The sequence below is a fragment of the Hominiventricola filiformis genome (genome assembly GCF_020686965.1).
Lineage (GTDB): Bacteria > Bacillota > Clostridia > Lachnospirales > Lachnospiraceae > Hominiventricola > Hominiventricola filiformis.
Genome location: NZ_JAJEPS010000026.1, coordinates 1 through 15,591 on the forward strand (window position 1 = coordinate 1; position 15,591 = coordinate 15,591).

Genomic DNA, 15,591 nt, shown 5'->3' on the forward strand with positions numbered 1-15,591 from the left:
AAAGAAACCTGTACACAGAGTACAAATGACCGATGGTAAAAGAAACATCATTCGGCAGCTTCTCGAAGAATACGATATCGAGACTGCAGAAGATATCCAGGATGCTCTCAAAGATCTCTTAGGTGGCACCATTAAAGAAATCGGGATTGGGGCCAGGTCTATGGAGAATTGAGTATTATGTACGAAGGACGCTTACCTGAATAATCAAAAGACAGCTTAAAAAGACAGGCGGGAAACCGCTTGCCCTTGACATGCCTGTAAGCAACTGTTATATATAAAACAAGGGCGATAAGCCTAATCCGTAAGCTTATTGCCCTTAATTATCATAGAGGAATCTTATTTACAGAGATTTTCTCATACACTCGAGGAAACGCGTTCCCTGTTTGATTTTAACATCGGTCTGGATTTTCTTTCATAAAGATAAATTTTGCTACAGAGCGGTCATATGTTTTAATGTGTCCAAACAGCCAGTCGATCACATTTTTCTGCACAAGTTCACTGAACCGATCTGTTGGTCCTTCATAATCCTGAAGGTATTCATGCAGTTCCTGAATTGTCTTTTTAAATTCTTCATGTTTTTCGTGATGTTTTTCGCGCTCAGGATAACCGGCTTTTTCCTGAAGCTTTTCCTCATCTTTGAAATGAAAGTCAGTATACTCATCCAGATAATCCAGCATTTTGATCGCTTTTACCTTGCTATCGCCATTTTGACAGGCAGTTACAAAGTTCTGGATACGGTCGATCAATTCTTTATGCTGGGCATCAATCGTTTTATTTCCTGTTACTAAATTGTCATCAAAGGTAATCTTTAAATCGTTAGTCATAATCTGGTCTCCATTTCTTTAATATGTTCTCTTGGTATCTTTTAGTGTCCGTCAGCCTTGCATCTGCATTTTCTGTTTAGTCTTCTACTGGAACAAAAACATCTTTTCCTAATCCGCAAATCGGGCATACCCAGTCATCTGGAATATCCTCAAATGCAGTTCCTGGAGCGATACCTCCGTCTGGATCTCCTGTTGTCGGATCATAAATATATCCACATGGTTCACATTCATATTTTTTCATGGTCATTTTCTCCTTTTCATTGTTGATTTATTTTTGTTATAAGAATCCCACTGAATTTTTCAGCGTTTTGCTTCTTTGTTATGTATGTCTGTATTATACATGATAATTCTACTTTTGTCAATAATAGTAACCATTATTAATATTAAATATTTTAAATCAAGTAATATCTGACTAAAATGTAATGCAAAAGGATGGTTCTACACTATTTCTGAAAATCTAACAGTAAATTGATCTTTCTCATGTGCATCATCTATTATCTTATATAAATTTTCCATATATCCTCCAAATTTTGATTTATCAATTTCATCAAACGGAATTGTATAACTATTATTCACGACATATTGATTATTCCTAATCCAACAAGACATACTAATATGCCAACAATCTTATTCCCAATTATTAACAGTGAGAACATGGGACTTGATATTTAACCGATCTAGCCTGGTATTTATAATCAATCATGACAGGCAGTTCTCATGTCATTTCTTGAAAACTGTCTTATGAATAACTAGATAATTCTGCCTGCTCTTTTTTTGAATCCATAAAAAATCGAATAAAAAGCGAAAATAGAAGCGTTTAAAGTACAGTTATTGTCCAAGTTATCATGTACATTTTATTTAAATAAAAGAAAGAGAGAAAATCGAAATGCAGGGAAGAGAAGAAAACACATGTGAAAAGTATGAACTTGTGGTAGCAGGTGAGTACGAGAAGAGTAGGAGAATCTATTTAAACGACTAATTTAAGGCAGAGTTGACGGTACATCGGACCGTTTTGTCCGGAACCATAGACTGATACCTTCTTTTACATACGACAGTATGCCACGGATGCCTTTTGCCAGCTGGTAATAGCAGAAATGTACTTTTTCTTTTACAGGGTCTGCTTTTTGTATGATGGAAATCTTAACGGCATTTGTTTCTGACTTCATAGACATATGTGCCAAAAACGCCATGAACAGAGTAATATAAAAATTTAAAGCGTTGAATCTGAAAAACAATTCGGTTGTGGCTAAAACTGGGAAACCCAAAGAGTGCTATACATATTGACTTTAGTGCATATTTAATATAAGTTAGTAAGAGCTAACTTATATTATAGAAATGCGGTGTTTTCGATGTGGACTATTAAATTTTAAACATAGCGAACCAAGCCAACATTTATAATTTTCAAGAAAGGAATGTTATTTATGAAAAAACTCAATACCAAAATTTTTTCTTTTGTATTAGTTTTATTGATGATATTCGGTGTATCTTCCACTGCTTTCGCCGCAGAAATAGATAACCCCAACAACAATGTTTTAGGAACTTATGAAATTGAAGTTTCCATTTCGTCATCAGATGACTCTATACCTTATGCCACAACTGAACTTGCAACCGGAGAGGTAAGTGTTTCTCTTATTCGCGACGGAAACTCTACAGACGTTCAAGTATATCTGAATTGGTCTGGAGATTTTAGCATTAACTCATTCCGCTTCAAAAAATTGACAGTTGCAAGTTCCAATTTGTTATCTTCCAAAACTTACGGAACAGTAGGAACAGGCAATTCTTATAAAACCTATAATGTAACTGCTTCAACGGTTGCTTCGCGCTATATAACAAAATTCACTATTCCGACCGATGTTGAAAAGGCAAAAGTTACAGTCTCTAACTTACAGGTTTATGAATTGGTTAATGGAAGCTGGATTTCTGGTTTATTAGCTTCAAAAAATATCACAATAAATTAAGTATTATGTGGAAGGAGAAACTAATACCATGAAGCGGCTAAAAATATTAAAAGAACAATACATGCCATATATCAAAAATCCTAAACACGACACTGCGTTTATGATTGATTTTTTAACTTCAAAGTGTGATTGCATTCCGCAATCTAATGATTTTATGGGCAAATTCTTTTTTGATTCTCTGCTCAGCAATGTCTATAATTGTTTTCTTAATCAATTACCGGTTTTTGATAAAAAAGATTTTTCTTTCAAATGTTTTACAGTAACAAAAAATGAAAAGAGTCGTATATACTACGCTGATATGGAACCCCAAGATACTATTTATGTGATTTTTGAAGAAAAAACAGGCTATATTGAAAGTAATTGTAATATGCTTTTTTTAGAATTATTTATCGAAAAGGGAATTGATGATATTGATTTATCTTCTGAAAACAATTACTGCAAATCGTATTTCTCTTACTTAGAGCGGTATATACAGGCTAAACAAGTGCTTTAGATACTGTTTTTTCGCAACAAGAAAAGAAAATTTTTATCTCCATAACCCCGCTTATTATCATTCGATATTAAGCGGGGAGAAGCGATTCTATTTTTAAGTGACGCAACTGCACAATACTTTTTTCTTTCGCCGTAAGGTAATATGGTTTTTATTCAGCGTTCAAGTCCCCTCTGTACATTGAAAAGTTAAGATTTTTTATATTTACTGGGACATATTCAATCACCCCATCTGTGCAATATGAAACAAAATGGGTATCAGAACGCAGCGTTTGGATGCTTCGTTCTGATGCCCTTTTACGATATAGTTTCTTTTACAGCGGCGACAACGATTACCGGAATTCCGTCGTCTCTTTCTGCAACACTGCACTCCTTTTGATTAGCGATTTTTTCTCCACACCCCTTGCAAAACAGAAAGAGGCATGATATAACATGACCAGAAGAAGCGAAATGGTACTGGTGTACGGCGCCTGCAGGGAGCTATTTGAATAAGCAGAAAGGCCGCAGAAATGCGGCTTTTCCAAGACATGACGGTTAGTCGCATCTAACCGCGAGGCTGCGCACACCGATTGATAAATTTAAAGCCAAAAGGAATGAAAGAGATGCGAGACCACAAGAATTTCTGGGACAAAAATGCCGGACGTTACGACCGCTTTATGCGAAAGGATCGGGTGGCGTATGACGAGATGTATGAGCTGATCCGTCCGGTCGTGAAAGACAAAACAGTGTTGGAGCTGGCGACCGGCACGGGATTGATCGCAAAACACATCGTAAACGCGGCGGCGCACATTGAGGCGACGGACGCCTCCGCAGAGATGATCGCCGAGGCAAAGCGGGATAATCGCTCAACAAAGCTGTACTTTTCCGTGCAGGATATGTTCTGCCTGCCTTATGCGAAGGAGTCCTTCAACGTGGTGATCGTGTCCAACGCACTGCACATCGTGCCGCAGCCGGAGAAGGCCCTTGCCGAGATCCGCCGGGTGCTGAAGGACGACGGTGTGCTCATCGCACCCACCTTTACCCATGCGGGAAACTCGTTTTCCGGCAAGGTCAGGGCATTTTTTATGAAGCGTGTGGGCTTTCCCCTCCACAGCAAGTGGACGAGTGCGGAATACCTGCGCTTTCTAAGTCAGAATGGCTGGACGGTGCGGAAAAGCGCTGTTCTGAAGGCATCCTTCCCGCTGACCTATGCGGAATGTGTGAAATTGGAGGTGTGATAAGATGTCATTTTTTGAGAACACCAGAAAGCCTGTGGGGCTTGGCGGGAAAATCATGGTCGCCATGATGAACCTGGGGCACAGTCCTGTGGCACGGTGGGGACTTCGCTTTTTGGAGCTTACTCTGGACGCCAAGGTGCTGGACTGCGGCTGCGGCGGAGGGGCGAACATCAAGAGACTTCTGAAAAAATGCCCGGAGGGTATTGTCAAGGGCATTGACTATTCCCACGTCAGTGTGGAGAAATCCAAAAAGGTCAACGAGGCCGCCATAGCGGAGGGCCGCTGCACCGTTCTGCAAGGCAGCGTGACGGATATGATCTTTGCAGGCGACTGGTTCGATGCGGTAACGGCCTTTGAAACCGTCTATTTCTGGCCCGATCTGCCGCAGTGCTTCCGGGAGGTTTACCGGGTGCTGAAGCCCGGCGGGACATTACTCATCTGCAACGAAAGCAACGGCGATACGGACAAGGACAAGAAGTGGACGGAGATCATCGGCGGCATGACCATCTACAAGGATGCCGAGCTGAAGACGTATCTGGAGCAGGCGGGCTTTCACGATGTGCAGATACACAAAAAGAAAAGCTGGCTCTGCATTACGGCGTGGAAATGAGGGGGCTAAATCATGAGTATCTTTGCATCTATCTTACGCAGCGTATACAAGCTCTCCGGCGCGAAAAAGGCGTTCGCCTTGCCGGAGGATGCACTGCGAAAGGAAATTGAAAAGCAGAACCGGCATCGTGGCGTTTTTACGCCCACCGACCGCAAGGCATATTATGAAACGATTGAGGTAAACGGCTTTCCCTGCCTGATCGTGCGAGAGCATCCGAAGCCATCCGAGCGCGCGATCCTCTATTTCTTTGGCGGCGGCATGGTGATCGGCCCCGATAAGGGCGACCTGCCTGTGATGCGCAAGCTCTGCCGCGAGACCGGCTGTGATGTGTGGTTTCCGTTTTACCCGCTCTGCATGGAACACTGCATTACTGAAACATACGCGATGGTGTACGAATGTTATCGAAAAATGATTACACTGTACGGCGGCGGAAATGTCAGTACTTGCGGCTTTTCCTCCGGAGGTGCGCTGGCTTTGGGGATCGCGGCGCACAACAACGCCCAGCCAGAGCCGCTGCCGCAGCCGAGGCACATTGTCGCCGTATCCCCCGGTGAAGTGCCGTGGAACGATGCGGAAAAGGCGCGGATGCAGGCGCTCAATGAAAGGGATGTTTCCATCGACTATGCCTTTATGGTGACAGTGGAAAAAATCATGCGGCATGGCTGCGAGAATGTGCCGGACTATATGCTCTCCGGCTCCCGGGGAGATTTTACCGGCGTAGGCGATATTTACTTCTTCTATTCTGCCGACGAGGTGCTCTACGGTGCTTTGCCGGACTTTGAGGAAGCCTGCAAACGGGCAAATGTCCCCTATACGGTGTCCGCCCGCCCGAAGATGGTGCATTGCTACTGTATGTTGCCGATCTTCAAGGAGGCAAAGGAGGACTTTGCGAAAATCGTGGACATTTTGAAAAAATGAGATCGGAAAAGGTCGTGTGATGATTGAAACACGGAGGAAGAACCATGGAACGAAAAGAAGCCATTCGCGGTGCGTACCGAATGACGGGCGGAAACAGTTTTTATGACGGCATGATCACCTGCTCTACTCTGAGCGGGAAAGCGGTGTGCCGCTTGGTGTGGGCAATGAACAAGGCGGAAAACGACGCCTATCTGGAAAAGGCGCTGTCCGGTATTCCGGAGCATTTCTCCGGCAAGCTGCTGGAAGTGCCGGTGGGAACAGGGATTCTGACCATGCCGGTTTATCAGACTATGCCGGAGGCGGACATTACCTGTCTCGATTATTCGCCCGATATGATGAGGCAGGCACGGGAAAAGGCTGACCGTCTGCACCTGAAAAATGTAACCTTCCGGCAGGGCGATGTGGGGGCGCTTCCCTATGAAGACGATACTTTCGACATCGTTTTGTCGCTGAACGGCTTTCATGCTTTTCCGGACAAGGAAGCCGCTTATCGGGAGGTTTTCCGGGTCTTGAGACCCGGCGGGACATTCTGCGGCTGCTTTTATGTGATGGGCGAGCACAAGCGGACGGACTGGTTCGTCCGGCGCGTCTATGAAAAGACGGGGTTCTTCACACCGCCCTATGAGACGGTTTCCAGTCTGAAAGCACGGCTGGATGGAATGTATACGGATGTGGACATGGGAAACCTGAAAAGCATGGCATGGTTTGTCTGCCGAAAAGCGGGCTTCAGGAGGAATCGGTAATGCTTTTACAGATGATTTTGGAAGGCATCGGGCTGGGCGTTCTGCTCATTTTGGTTTGCGCCATCGGTATCCGCAAGGGCGCGGTGGGCATGGTGCATCTTTACAGCCAGGAGGTGCAGGAGCGGTGCGTAACGCTGGGACTTACAACACACGCGAAAATCAAGCGAAATGCTTTGATTTTCAAAGCTGTCTGCGTCCCCGGATACATCGCTTATGTGCTGGTCTGCGTCTATGCGCTCAACGGCGCAAAGGGCTTCGTTCAGGGCTTCTGGCAGCTGCTGGTCATACTGTCCGTTATGAATCTCATAGACCGATTTTGGGTTGACGGCTATTGGGTAGGACATACGAACGCATGGGAAATTCCGGGAACGGAAGACCTGAAACCCTACATTACAGCCAAGGATAAGGGCAAAAAGTGGTTGTTCGGCACAATCGGTATGGCGGTCATTTCGGCATCACTGGCGGCGATTATGATGCTTTTTATGAAAATATGAGGTGATAGAAATGCTGTTTCAAACATATGGCGACAGGAGGAATCCTGCCGTGCTGTTCTTTCATGCAATGGGTGTGACAGGAGCGAGCAGCGAACCGATTGCGAGGTATTTGCAGGATCGATATTTCTGCATCTTGCCCACCTCCACCGTTTACTGCGAGGGGCAGAAATATGTCAGCAAGCTGGACGAAATATGGCGGGTGGAGGACTTTCTGCATCGACAGGGCGTGGAGCGGCTGGCGATGGTGGTCGCTTCTTCCATCGGTGCAGACCTTGCCATGGCGTTTCTGACGCAGACGAAGCTGCCCGTGGAGCACGCTTTCTTTGACGGCGGGCAGTTCGCCCAAATCGGAAAGGGCACGCGCCGTATCATGACGCCGTTTCTGTATTTTGCCATCAAGAGCCTATATTGGTCGAAGGGCGGTACGCTGAAAAAGATACTGTGGTGTGACGACGATTCCATAAAGTCGTATTTTATAGACGCAGGGAAAAATCTGATCTATACAAATTTGCGGCGGCAGATTTCGGACAGTCTGGAGGATAAACCCTTTCCGCCGCTTTCAAAAGAATTGCAAAAACATACTTATTTCGAGTTTGGCAGTATAGAAGATCATTTCAAATACCGTCAAGCAGTGATGGAAGCCTACCCCTGCGGCCATTATCCCGTGTTTGAGGGATACAATCACATGCAATATCAGATTCGCGATCCAAAGGGGTTCGCCGAAATGCTGGCACACATCGCCGAGCGTGACTGTATGCCGGAACTGCCATTTATCAGAAAGTGAGTGATACCCATGAAATACAAAATCGAGAAAAACACCGTGCAGGAGACGTTGATCCTTCCGCTGTATTCACGGAAGCTGTGTACGGAGTTGTATCCAAACCTTTACCGGGACGAAACGGCGGTGCGTCTGATCGACCAGATCGACTACGACTTTTCAGAGGCAGAGAAAAATTCCCGTAGCCTGATGCAGCGTTTCGGTACGCTGGAGGTGGCCATGCGGCAGAATGACCTTGCTTTTGAGGTGCGGGATTATCTGAAATCTCACCCCAATGCGGCGGTGGTCAATCTGGGCTGCGGGCTGGACAGCACTGGAAGAAGCTGCGACAACGGCAGCTGTAAAATTTACAATCTAGACTTCCCGGATGTGATCGCCTTGCGGCAGCAGCTTCTGCCCGCCGGGGAGCGGGAGCAAAACATCCCCTGCGACCTGAAAGACCCCGCATGGTTTGACAAGATCGATGCCTCCGGCGGGGCGGTGTTCTTTGCTTCCGGGGTGTTCTATTACTTTCTGACGGAGCAGGTTCGGGAACTGGTGCAGGGGATGGCGGACGCTTTCCCCGGCGGAGTGCTGGTCTTTGATGCTGCCAACCGTACGGCGGTGCAGATGATCACCAAAACGTGGCTCAGGACGGCGAAAATCAAGGATGTGGGAGCATATTTCGCGGTTTCGGATGCGAAAAGCGAGCTTTCCCCATGGGACAGCCGTTTGCAAGCATCCAGCAGGGGCTATATGATGGGCTACAACGACCTGAAAGACCCTTCCGTCAGCGGCTTTTTCCGATTTCTCGCCAGGGTCGGTGATGGAATGATGAAGATGCAGATTGTAAAGATCAGATTTGGAGGCAAGCTATGAAAATTCTGGTATATGGTGCAGGCGTTCTGGGGTGCAATCTGGCAAGAAATCTGCTGCGCGCCGGAAAGGATGTCACTCTGCTTGCGCGGGGAAACTGGGCTGCGGAGATCAAGCAGAATGGCCTGCGGATCAAGGACAAATTTTCGCTCCGCACCTCGGTCAGCCGCATTCCGGTGGTGACTGAACTTGCACCGGATGCAATGTACGATGTGATCTTTGTGGTCCTGCGCTATACACAGCTGGATTCCGCTCTGGACACGCTGCGGGCGAATCGGACGAAAAACATCGTATTTGTGGGCAACAACGTACAGACAAAAACATTGGCGGCGGCACTGCCGGAAAAGAATGTCCTGTTTGCCTTTGCGCTTTCTGCCGGGCATCGGGAGGTTGACCGGGTGGTCTCCATCGACCTGAAGAAGATCACCATCGGACAGCTACCGGGTGCAACCTCCAATAAACAGTTGATCGGGCGCATCTTCCACGGCACAAAATATAAGGTTGTATACGAGTCGAACATGGAGGACTATCTGCTCTGCCATGCCGCGTTTGTGATGCCTGCGGCTTTCGCCTGCTATAAGACAGACGGCGACCTGAAAAAGCTCAGGGGAGATACCGCGTACCTGAGCCGTGTGCTGGATGCCAACATCGAGGGATACCGCGCCATCCGAGATGCCGGGCACACCATTCTGCCCAAGGAGGATGCAGACTTTGAAGGGGAGAAATACCGCAAGACCTGCCTGCGCTTTTTCAAGCTGATGTGTGCCACCTCGCTGGGCAAGCTCTGCGCCTCCGACCACGCCATGAACGCTATCGACGAAATGAGTGCGCTGAACCGGGATCTCAAGAAATTTTTCGATGCGAACGGCGCAGCCTACCCGGTGTGGCAGGCACTGGAAGCGGAAGCCGGGAGGTATCTGCAATGAAATACGCTGGAATGCCATTTGGAATGTGGGCATTGTTTGGAACGTCCTTTGAGCGAAATCTCATAGCCGTTTTTGAACTGGACGGAGATGCTTCCAAAGTGGTTACATCCAAGGCAAAGCAAAAATATAAGGAGATTATCCGCAAGTTGCCGGAGTTTGAAAAGGGCGACCGCTTCAAAATGAACATTGTCAGCTGTGCCATGCTGTCAGCCTTTGTTCTCTCTATGCCGGAACGCCCGGATGTGGAAAAATTAACGGTCTATTACCGGCAGGCCATGATGACCCCTGCCATGCGCTGGTTCTGCCGCATGAGCGGGAAGAAGAAATTCAGCCGACAGGATATAGATGGCATGAAAACCACGGCAGCGTTCAAAGCCGCCGACCGGAACCCCTATTCCTGGAACATGGAATTTTGCCTCTACCCCGATGACAGCGGTTATGAGGCACGGTTTTCTCAGTGTGGCATCTGCACACTCATGCGGGAGTTGGGGCTTTTTGACCTCGTCCCCGCCATGTGCGCTCTGGATTACAGCATGAGCGAGGTGGGCGGTGCATCGCATTTTGTGCGGAAATGTACCATTGCCAATGGTGATGACTACTGCGATTGCGGGTACAAGAGGAGAAGCTGATATAAAAAATCATTGACGGCATGCGTATTTATGATGAAAAGACGATTTGCAAGGTTCTGGAAGCTGCTGGGTTTGCTTCTGTTGTGTGCCACGCCGAAAAAGAAAAGCACTGGCTTTGTATTCTGGCGAAGAAATAATTATGGGGTATTTGATACCAATACCATGTCAAAGAATGTGTGAATGGGCGATTGACGGGAGGAAGTACGCAGGAAAACAGCAGCACAGATCATGAAAAGCAAGCAGAGTTTCCTCAGCCAGACAAAAAAAGGTACTTGCAAAATAGACTAAAATCAGGCTGAATAGGCCGAAAAAAGCATCTAATTAGTGTGAATTTTCAAAATCTATATGCCAGAAGCGGTCTGGTAGAGTTCAAAAAAGCATCTATAAAACTCAAAAATGGGAAAACTATCTGCTTTTTCTCCCATCCACAGCCTTCTGGACATCCAGTACATTGTTTTCAAAATAACTACACAACTCTGGGATATTATTAGGGGATTCTTCGGTTAAAAGTTGTAGAAAGTCGATTTTCCTTTCCAAATGGAGCAGAAAAAGCAAATCGGAGTAGGGCACCCAAGCATTGATCTGATATAATAATTCGGAAAGCCGCATGGTGCGGCTTTTCTTAATCAACGAGAGTTAGCAAACACTAACAAAAAAGGGGGGTGTTTTTGGAAATGGTAATGGACCCATGGAAAATGTTCCGCGGGGCTGATTTTGGAGATAATATCGAAGAAGTGGTGGAAACAGAAGAATGCAAGGTTCTGCGTCTGAATGACCCCAGCGGTGACGGATTGATGACCATCTACCGCGTATTTGACGGTGTCTATCTTATGTATAACGATTTTCACCTTGCCCACTGCTACAGTCGGTTTACAAGCTGCGCAAACATTCTGTGTATCGACCATTGCCGGGAAGGGCGCATGGAACACAGAACGGAACAGGATCTCCACTATTATATAGAGGCCGGGGATATGCGCGTTGACCGGCGTGTACATCATACCGGCGATGTGGACTTTCCTCTTTCCCACTACCACGGGATTACAATCGGCTTTTTTATGGAGCAGGCGGAAAAGGCCATCGATGAGGAAATGCCAACGATTTCCGTTGATATTGCCTCCTTAGCGCAGAAATTCTGCAGTGGAGACAGACTATACATTTTGCGTCAAAACAGTGCCATCGAGCATATATTTTCTGAGCTTTATCATGTTCCATCGAAAATCCGCATGGATTATTTTAAAATCAAGGTCATGGAGCTTCTGGTGTTCCTGGGCGCGCTGGAACTTGCCGATTATCGGGATGAGCGCCCTTATTTCTATTCCAGTCAAATAGAGAAGATCAAGTCTGTCCACAAGCTGCTGACGGAAGAACTCTCTGTGAATTACACTACGGAAGAACTGGCTAAGCGTTTTGACATCAGCGTGGGTGCACTGAAAACCGGCTTTAAGGGTGTCTACGGCAGTCCTATTTATACCTACATTCGCACCTACAAAATGAATGTAGCGGCTTCCATGCTGGTTACTGACAGAAAAAAGAAAATTATTGATGTGGCGGCCAGCGTTGGCTACGACAACCCGAGTAAATTTGCAGCGGCATTCAAGGAACTCTTTGGTATGTCCCCTGCTGAATATCGAAATGACAGGAGGTAAGAAAACCATGGAAAAACAATCAAGACGCTCCGTGCCATCGTGGATATGGGATTTTGCAGGACAACATCGAACGCAATATGTGCTCAGCGTTCTAAGCGCGGTTTGTGGCGTGGTCTGCGGCATTTTGCCCTATTTTGTGATGGCAGGCATCATCTCAGATCTCCTGGGTGGATGCAGGGACATGAGCATATACATAAAAAACTGTCTTGTTATGGCAGTCCTGTGGTTGGGGCGCTGCGGATTTCATAGCATTTCCACCACACTCTCTCATAAAGCAACCTTCGCTGTGCTGGGCACCATACGCAAGCGGGTCTGCGCGAAACTCTCCCGTGTGCCTTTGGGCACGGTGCTGGACATCCCCTCCGGCTCCATCAAAAATGTACTGGTGGAGCGTATTGACAGCATCGAAACGACTATGGCACATATCATACCGGAGTTTACATCCAATCTGCTGGTGCCTATCGCTCTTTTGGTGTATTTGTTTATTCTGGATTGGCGGATGGCGTTGGCGGTATTGGCAACGGTTCCGATTGGTTTTGGCTGCTATGCCCTCATGACCCGTGACTATGAGGAAAGCTATCAGAATACCATAAATAAGACAAAAATTCTCAATGATACTGCCGTGGAATATATCAACGGCATCGAGGTCATCAAAGCCTTCGGTAAGGCGCAAAGCTCCTACGATAAATTTGTGGAGGCGGCGAAAGAGGGCGCAAGCTGCTATGTGGAGTGGATGCGGCGGTGCAATATCTATTTCTGCCTTGCCATGTCAATCTTCCCGGCTACCATGATCGCAGTGCTTCCCATCGGCGGGCTGCTATTCCGAGCTGGGACGCTGGACGCAGGTACTTTCATTCAGGTCATTCTTTTTTCCGTTGGCCTGATCGCACCGCTCATCACCGTCATGTCTTACGGCGATGATCTTGCAAAGCTGAGTACCATCATCGGTGAGGTGACATCTCTGCTGACGTTGGAGGACATGAAGCGGCCGGACACATCTGCCAGCCAGCCTCAGTCCAAGGATATTAAGCTCAAAGATGTGACCTTCGGATATCACGAGAAGGAAGTGCTTCACGGCATCAATCTGGAGATCAGAGAGGGTACCGTCAATGCCCTGGTTGGGCCCTCCGGCAGCGGAAAATCCACGATCGCCAGGCTGGTCGCATCGCTGTGGGATGTAAGCGGCGGCAGTATTACCCTGGGCGGCGTGGATATACGGAAGCTGACGCAGGAGGACTATCATCGCTATATTGCCTATGTATCCCAGGACAACTTTCTTTTTGATACCACAGTTATGGAAAATATCCGCATGGGCAAGCAGAACGCCACCGATGCTGAGGTGATGGAAGCGGCCAAAGCATGTGGATGCCATGCGTTTATCCTGGGCCTTGAAAATGGCTACGATACCGTGGTCGGCGGCGCAGGCGGGCATCTCTCCGGTGGTGAGCGGCAGCGGATCGCCATTGCCAGAGCTATGTTGAAAAACGCGCCCATTATTATTCTGGATGAAGCCACTGCTTTTACTGACCCGGAAAACGAAGCCATGATTCAATCGGCGGTGGCAAAGCTGACCAAGGGCAAGACCTTGATCGTGATCGCTCACCGCCTGTCTACCATCACAAACAGCGACCAGATCTTTGTGGTAGAGGACGGAAAAATTCGTACCAGTGGAACGCATGAGGAGTTGCTGGCACAGGATGAATTGTATGCCCAGATGTGGCGTTCTCATATCTCCGTTCGGGACACCGTGGAAGGAGGTGCGCAGGAATGATCCAGATATTCAGACGGTTCTTTGCGTTCAGCGGAAAAGAAAACCGGCACAAATTTATCCGCTCCATTTTCCTTGGAGTACTGAAAGCCATCTTTGAGGCTATGAAAATCCCGGCCATCGCCGTGACTCTGCACGGGGTACTGTCGGGTGATCTGACCGTACAGCACATCCTGCTCTCTTTCGGCATCATGCTGCTGAGCGTAGCGGGCAACGCCTTTGCGAATTACCGTTCCACCATGCTTCAGTGCGAGGCGGGCTATGGTACCTGCGCAGACAAGCGCATTGAAATCGCCGAGCATTTGAAGTATCTGCCTATGGGATATTTCAATCGAAACAGCCTTGGCTACATCACCTCAGTTGCCACTAACAGTATGGAAGCGTTGGCGGATGTGGCGACCCGTGTGGTCATGATGGTGACGCAGGGAATCCTGACAACCATCTTCGTAGTCCTTATGATCCTTCTTTTTGACCTGCGAATCGGCGGCATCGCCGTTTTGGGTGTATTGCTGTACTTTGCCATCAACTCGCTGCTCCAAAAGAAATCCAAAACGATTGCACCGCTCAAGGATTCCTCTGACCGCAAGTTGGTGGAAAAGGTGCTGGAGTATGTTCAGGGCATTGCAGAGGTTAAGGCCTACAATCTGACAGGGAAAAAGAGCAGGGCTTTGAATGAAGCCATTGATGAAAACAGCGTGGCGAATACCAAGGCTGAAATGGCTTTTGTACCCATTATGTTTCTGCAAAACCTTACGGCCAAGCTCCTCGGCGTGGTGGTGGCCATTATATCCGTGGCATTTTACTTGAACGGAACGATGGAACTGCTGAATGCTGTGGTCATGATCCTTGCGGCGTTCATCCTGTTTGGTGTGCTGGACACGGCGGGCAACTATTCCGCTCTGCTGCGCAATGTGGATTTGTATGTGGGCAAGGCGCAGGCGGTGCTGGATATGCCCACGATGGACATTGACGGAAAGGATATCATTCCCTCCAGCTATGACATCGATGTGGAAAACGCAGAGTTTTCCTATGACAAGCGAAAAATCATTGATGGGGTATCCATCCATATTCCGCAACACACCACTACAGCAATCGTCGGTCCTTCCGGTGGAGGAAAGACCACCCTTTGCCATCTGATCTCCCGATTCTGGGATGTGGACAAGGGATGCGTGAAGCTTGGCGGTGTGGATGTACGGGAATACAGCATGGACAGTCTGATGCGTAATTTCAGCTTTGTGTTCCAGAGCGTGTATCTGTTCCAAGATACCATTGCCAATAACATCCGCTTCGGCCAGCCGGATGCGCCTATGGAAAAGGTCATCGAGGCGGCCAGGAAAGCCTGCTGCCATGATTTCATTATGGCATTGCCGGATGGCTATGATACGGTCATCGGTGAGGGTGGGGCCAGTCTTTCCGGCGGAGAAAGGCAGCGCATTTCCATTGCCAGAGCCATTATGAAGGATGCTCCTATCATCATCTTGGACGAAGCGACTGCGAATGTAGACCCGGAAAGCGAGCAGGAGCTAACCGCTGCCATTGAAGCCCTGACAAAAGAAAAGACCATTCTGATGATTGCCCACCGGCTGAAAACCGTCCGCCACGCGGATAACATTTTGGTCATCGACAAAGGCCGAATCGCCCAAAGCGGTACGCACGAGCAGCTCATGGAGCAAGGCGGTATCTATCGCCGGTTTGTGGAATCTCGTGAACAGGCTGTGGGCTGGAAGGTATAAAGA

General features: G+C 47.6%; 16 protein-coding genes and 1 pseudogene. 15 read left to right on the forward strand and 2 right to left on the reverse strand.

Annotated features, from left to right (window positions below; all coding sequences use genetic code 11):
- Positions 1–142, forward strand: a pseudogene (locus LKD36_RS17610) (IS256 family transposase); the annotation flags it as partial.
- A gap of 247 nt (positions 143–389) precedes the next feature.
- On the opposite strand, the gene LKD36_RS15925 reads toward LKD36_RS17610, so the two are convergent.
- Both LKD36_RS15925 and rd read right to left on the reverse strand, forming a co-directional pair.
- Positions 390–824, reverse strand: coding sequence for a bacteriohemerythrin (locus LKD36_RS15925; RefSeq protein WP_118770653.1), 435 nt, complete (start codon positions 822–824; stop codon positions 390–392).
- Positions 825–900: 76 nt separating this feature from the next.
- Positions 901–1,065 (reverse strand): rubredoxin, encoded by a 165-nt coding sequence (gene rd, locus LKD36_RS15930; RefSeq protein ID WP_308460222.1) that lies wholly within the window; start codon positions 1,063–1,065, stop codon positions 901–903.
- Between the two features lie 1,180 nt (positions 1,066–2,245).
- On the opposite strand from rd, the gene LKD36_RS15935 reads away from it, so the two are divergent.
- From LKD36_RS15935 to LKD36_RS16000, 14 genes are all read left to right on the forward strand, one after another.
- A complete protein-coding gene (locus tag LKD36_RS15935) occupies positions 2,246–2,782 on the forward strand; it encodes a hypothetical protein (protein ID WP_308460223.1) in 537 nt (178 codons plus the stop codon).
- Between the two features lie 28 nt (positions 2,783–2,810).
- A complete protein-coding gene (locus LKD36_RS15940) occupies positions 2,811–3,275 on the forward strand; it encodes a hypothetical protein (protein WP_308460224.1) in 465 nt (154 codons plus the stop codon).
- Positions 3,276–3,864: 589 nt separating this feature from the next.
- The gene (locus LKD36_RS15945; RefSeq protein WP_308460225.1) at positions 3,865–4,488 is read left to right on the forward strand and encodes a class I SAM-dependent methyltransferase; all 624 of its coding nucleotides are present in this window, start codon (positions 3,865–3,867) and stop codon (positions 4,486–4,488) included.
- A gap of 4 nt (positions 4,489–4,492) precedes the next feature.
- Positions 4,493–5,098 (forward strand): class I SAM-dependent methyltransferase, encoded by a 606-nt coding sequence (locus LKD36_RS15950; protein WP_308460226.1) that lies wholly within the window; start codon positions 4,493–4,495, stop codon positions 5,096–5,098.
- A gap of 12 nt (positions 5,099–5,110) precedes the next feature.
- On the forward strand, positions 5,111–6,016 hold the full coding sequence (locus tag LKD36_RS15955; protein WP_308460227.1) for an alpha/beta hydrolase: 906 nt from the start codon (positions 5,111–5,113) through the stop codon (positions 6,014–6,016).
- A 44-nt stretch (positions 6,017–6,060) separates the two neighbouring features.
- The gene (locus LKD36_RS15960) at positions 6,061–6,759 is read left to right on the forward strand and encodes a class I SAM-dependent methyltransferase (RefSeq protein WP_308460228.1); all 699 of its coding nucleotides are present in this window, start codon (positions 6,061–6,063) and stop codon (positions 6,757–6,759) included.
- Entirely contained in the window at positions 6,759–7,253 is a 495-nt protein-coding gene (locus LKD36_RS15965; protein ID WP_308460229.1) for a hypothetical protein, read from the forward strand. Before LKD36_RS15960 ends, LKD36_RS15965 begins: the two co-directional genes overlap by 1 nt.
- A 10-nt stretch (positions 7,254–7,263) precedes the next feature.
- A complete protein-coding gene (locus LKD36_RS15970) occupies positions 7,264–8,037 on the forward strand; it encodes an alpha/beta fold hydrolase (RefSeq protein WP_308460230.1) in 774 nt (257 codons plus the stop codon).
- A 9-nt stretch (positions 8,038–8,046) separates the two neighbouring features.
- A complete protein-coding gene (locus LKD36_RS15975) occupies positions 8,047–8,889 on the forward strand; it encodes a class I SAM-dependent methyltransferase (RefSeq protein WP_308460231.1) in 843 nt (280 codons plus the stop codon).
- The gene (locus LKD36_RS15980; RefSeq protein WP_308460232.1) at positions 8,886–9,812 is read left to right on the forward strand and encodes a ketopantoate reductase family protein; all 927 of its coding nucleotides are present in this window, start codon (positions 8,886–8,888) and stop codon (positions 9,810–9,812) included. The genes LKD36_RS15975 and LKD36_RS15980 overlap by 4 nt, the downstream gene beginning before the upstream one ends.
- Positions 9,809–10,441 carry an L-2-amino-thiazoline-4-carboxylic acid hydrolase gene (locus tag LKD36_RS15985; RefSeq protein ID WP_308460233.1) on the forward strand — a complete coding sequence of 211 codons (633 nt, stop codon included), beginning with the start codon at positions 9,809–9,811 and terminating at the stop codon, positions 10,439–10,441. Before LKD36_RS15980 ends, LKD36_RS15985 begins: the two co-directional genes overlap by 4 nt.
- A 674-nt stretch (positions 10,442–11,115) precedes the next feature.
- The gene (locus LKD36_RS15990) at positions 11,116–12,087 is read left to right on the forward strand and encodes a helix-turn-helix domain-containing protein (RefSeq protein WP_308460252.1); all 972 of its coding nucleotides are present in this window, start codon (positions 11,116–11,118) and stop codon (positions 12,085–12,087) included.
- Between the two features lie 7 nt (positions 12,088–12,094).
- A complete protein-coding gene (locus tag LKD36_RS15995) occupies positions 12,095–13,858 on the forward strand; it encodes an ABC transporter ATP-binding protein (protein ID WP_308460234.1) in 1,764 nt (587 codons plus the stop codon).
- A complete protein-coding gene (locus LKD36_RS16000; protein ID WP_308460235.1) occupies positions 13,855–15,588 on the forward strand; it encodes an ABC transporter ATP-binding protein in 1,734 nt (577 codons plus the stop codon). The genes LKD36_RS15995 and LKD36_RS16000 overlap by 4 nt, the downstream gene beginning before the upstream one ends.
- Positions 15,589–15,591: the final 3 nt, after the last annotated feature.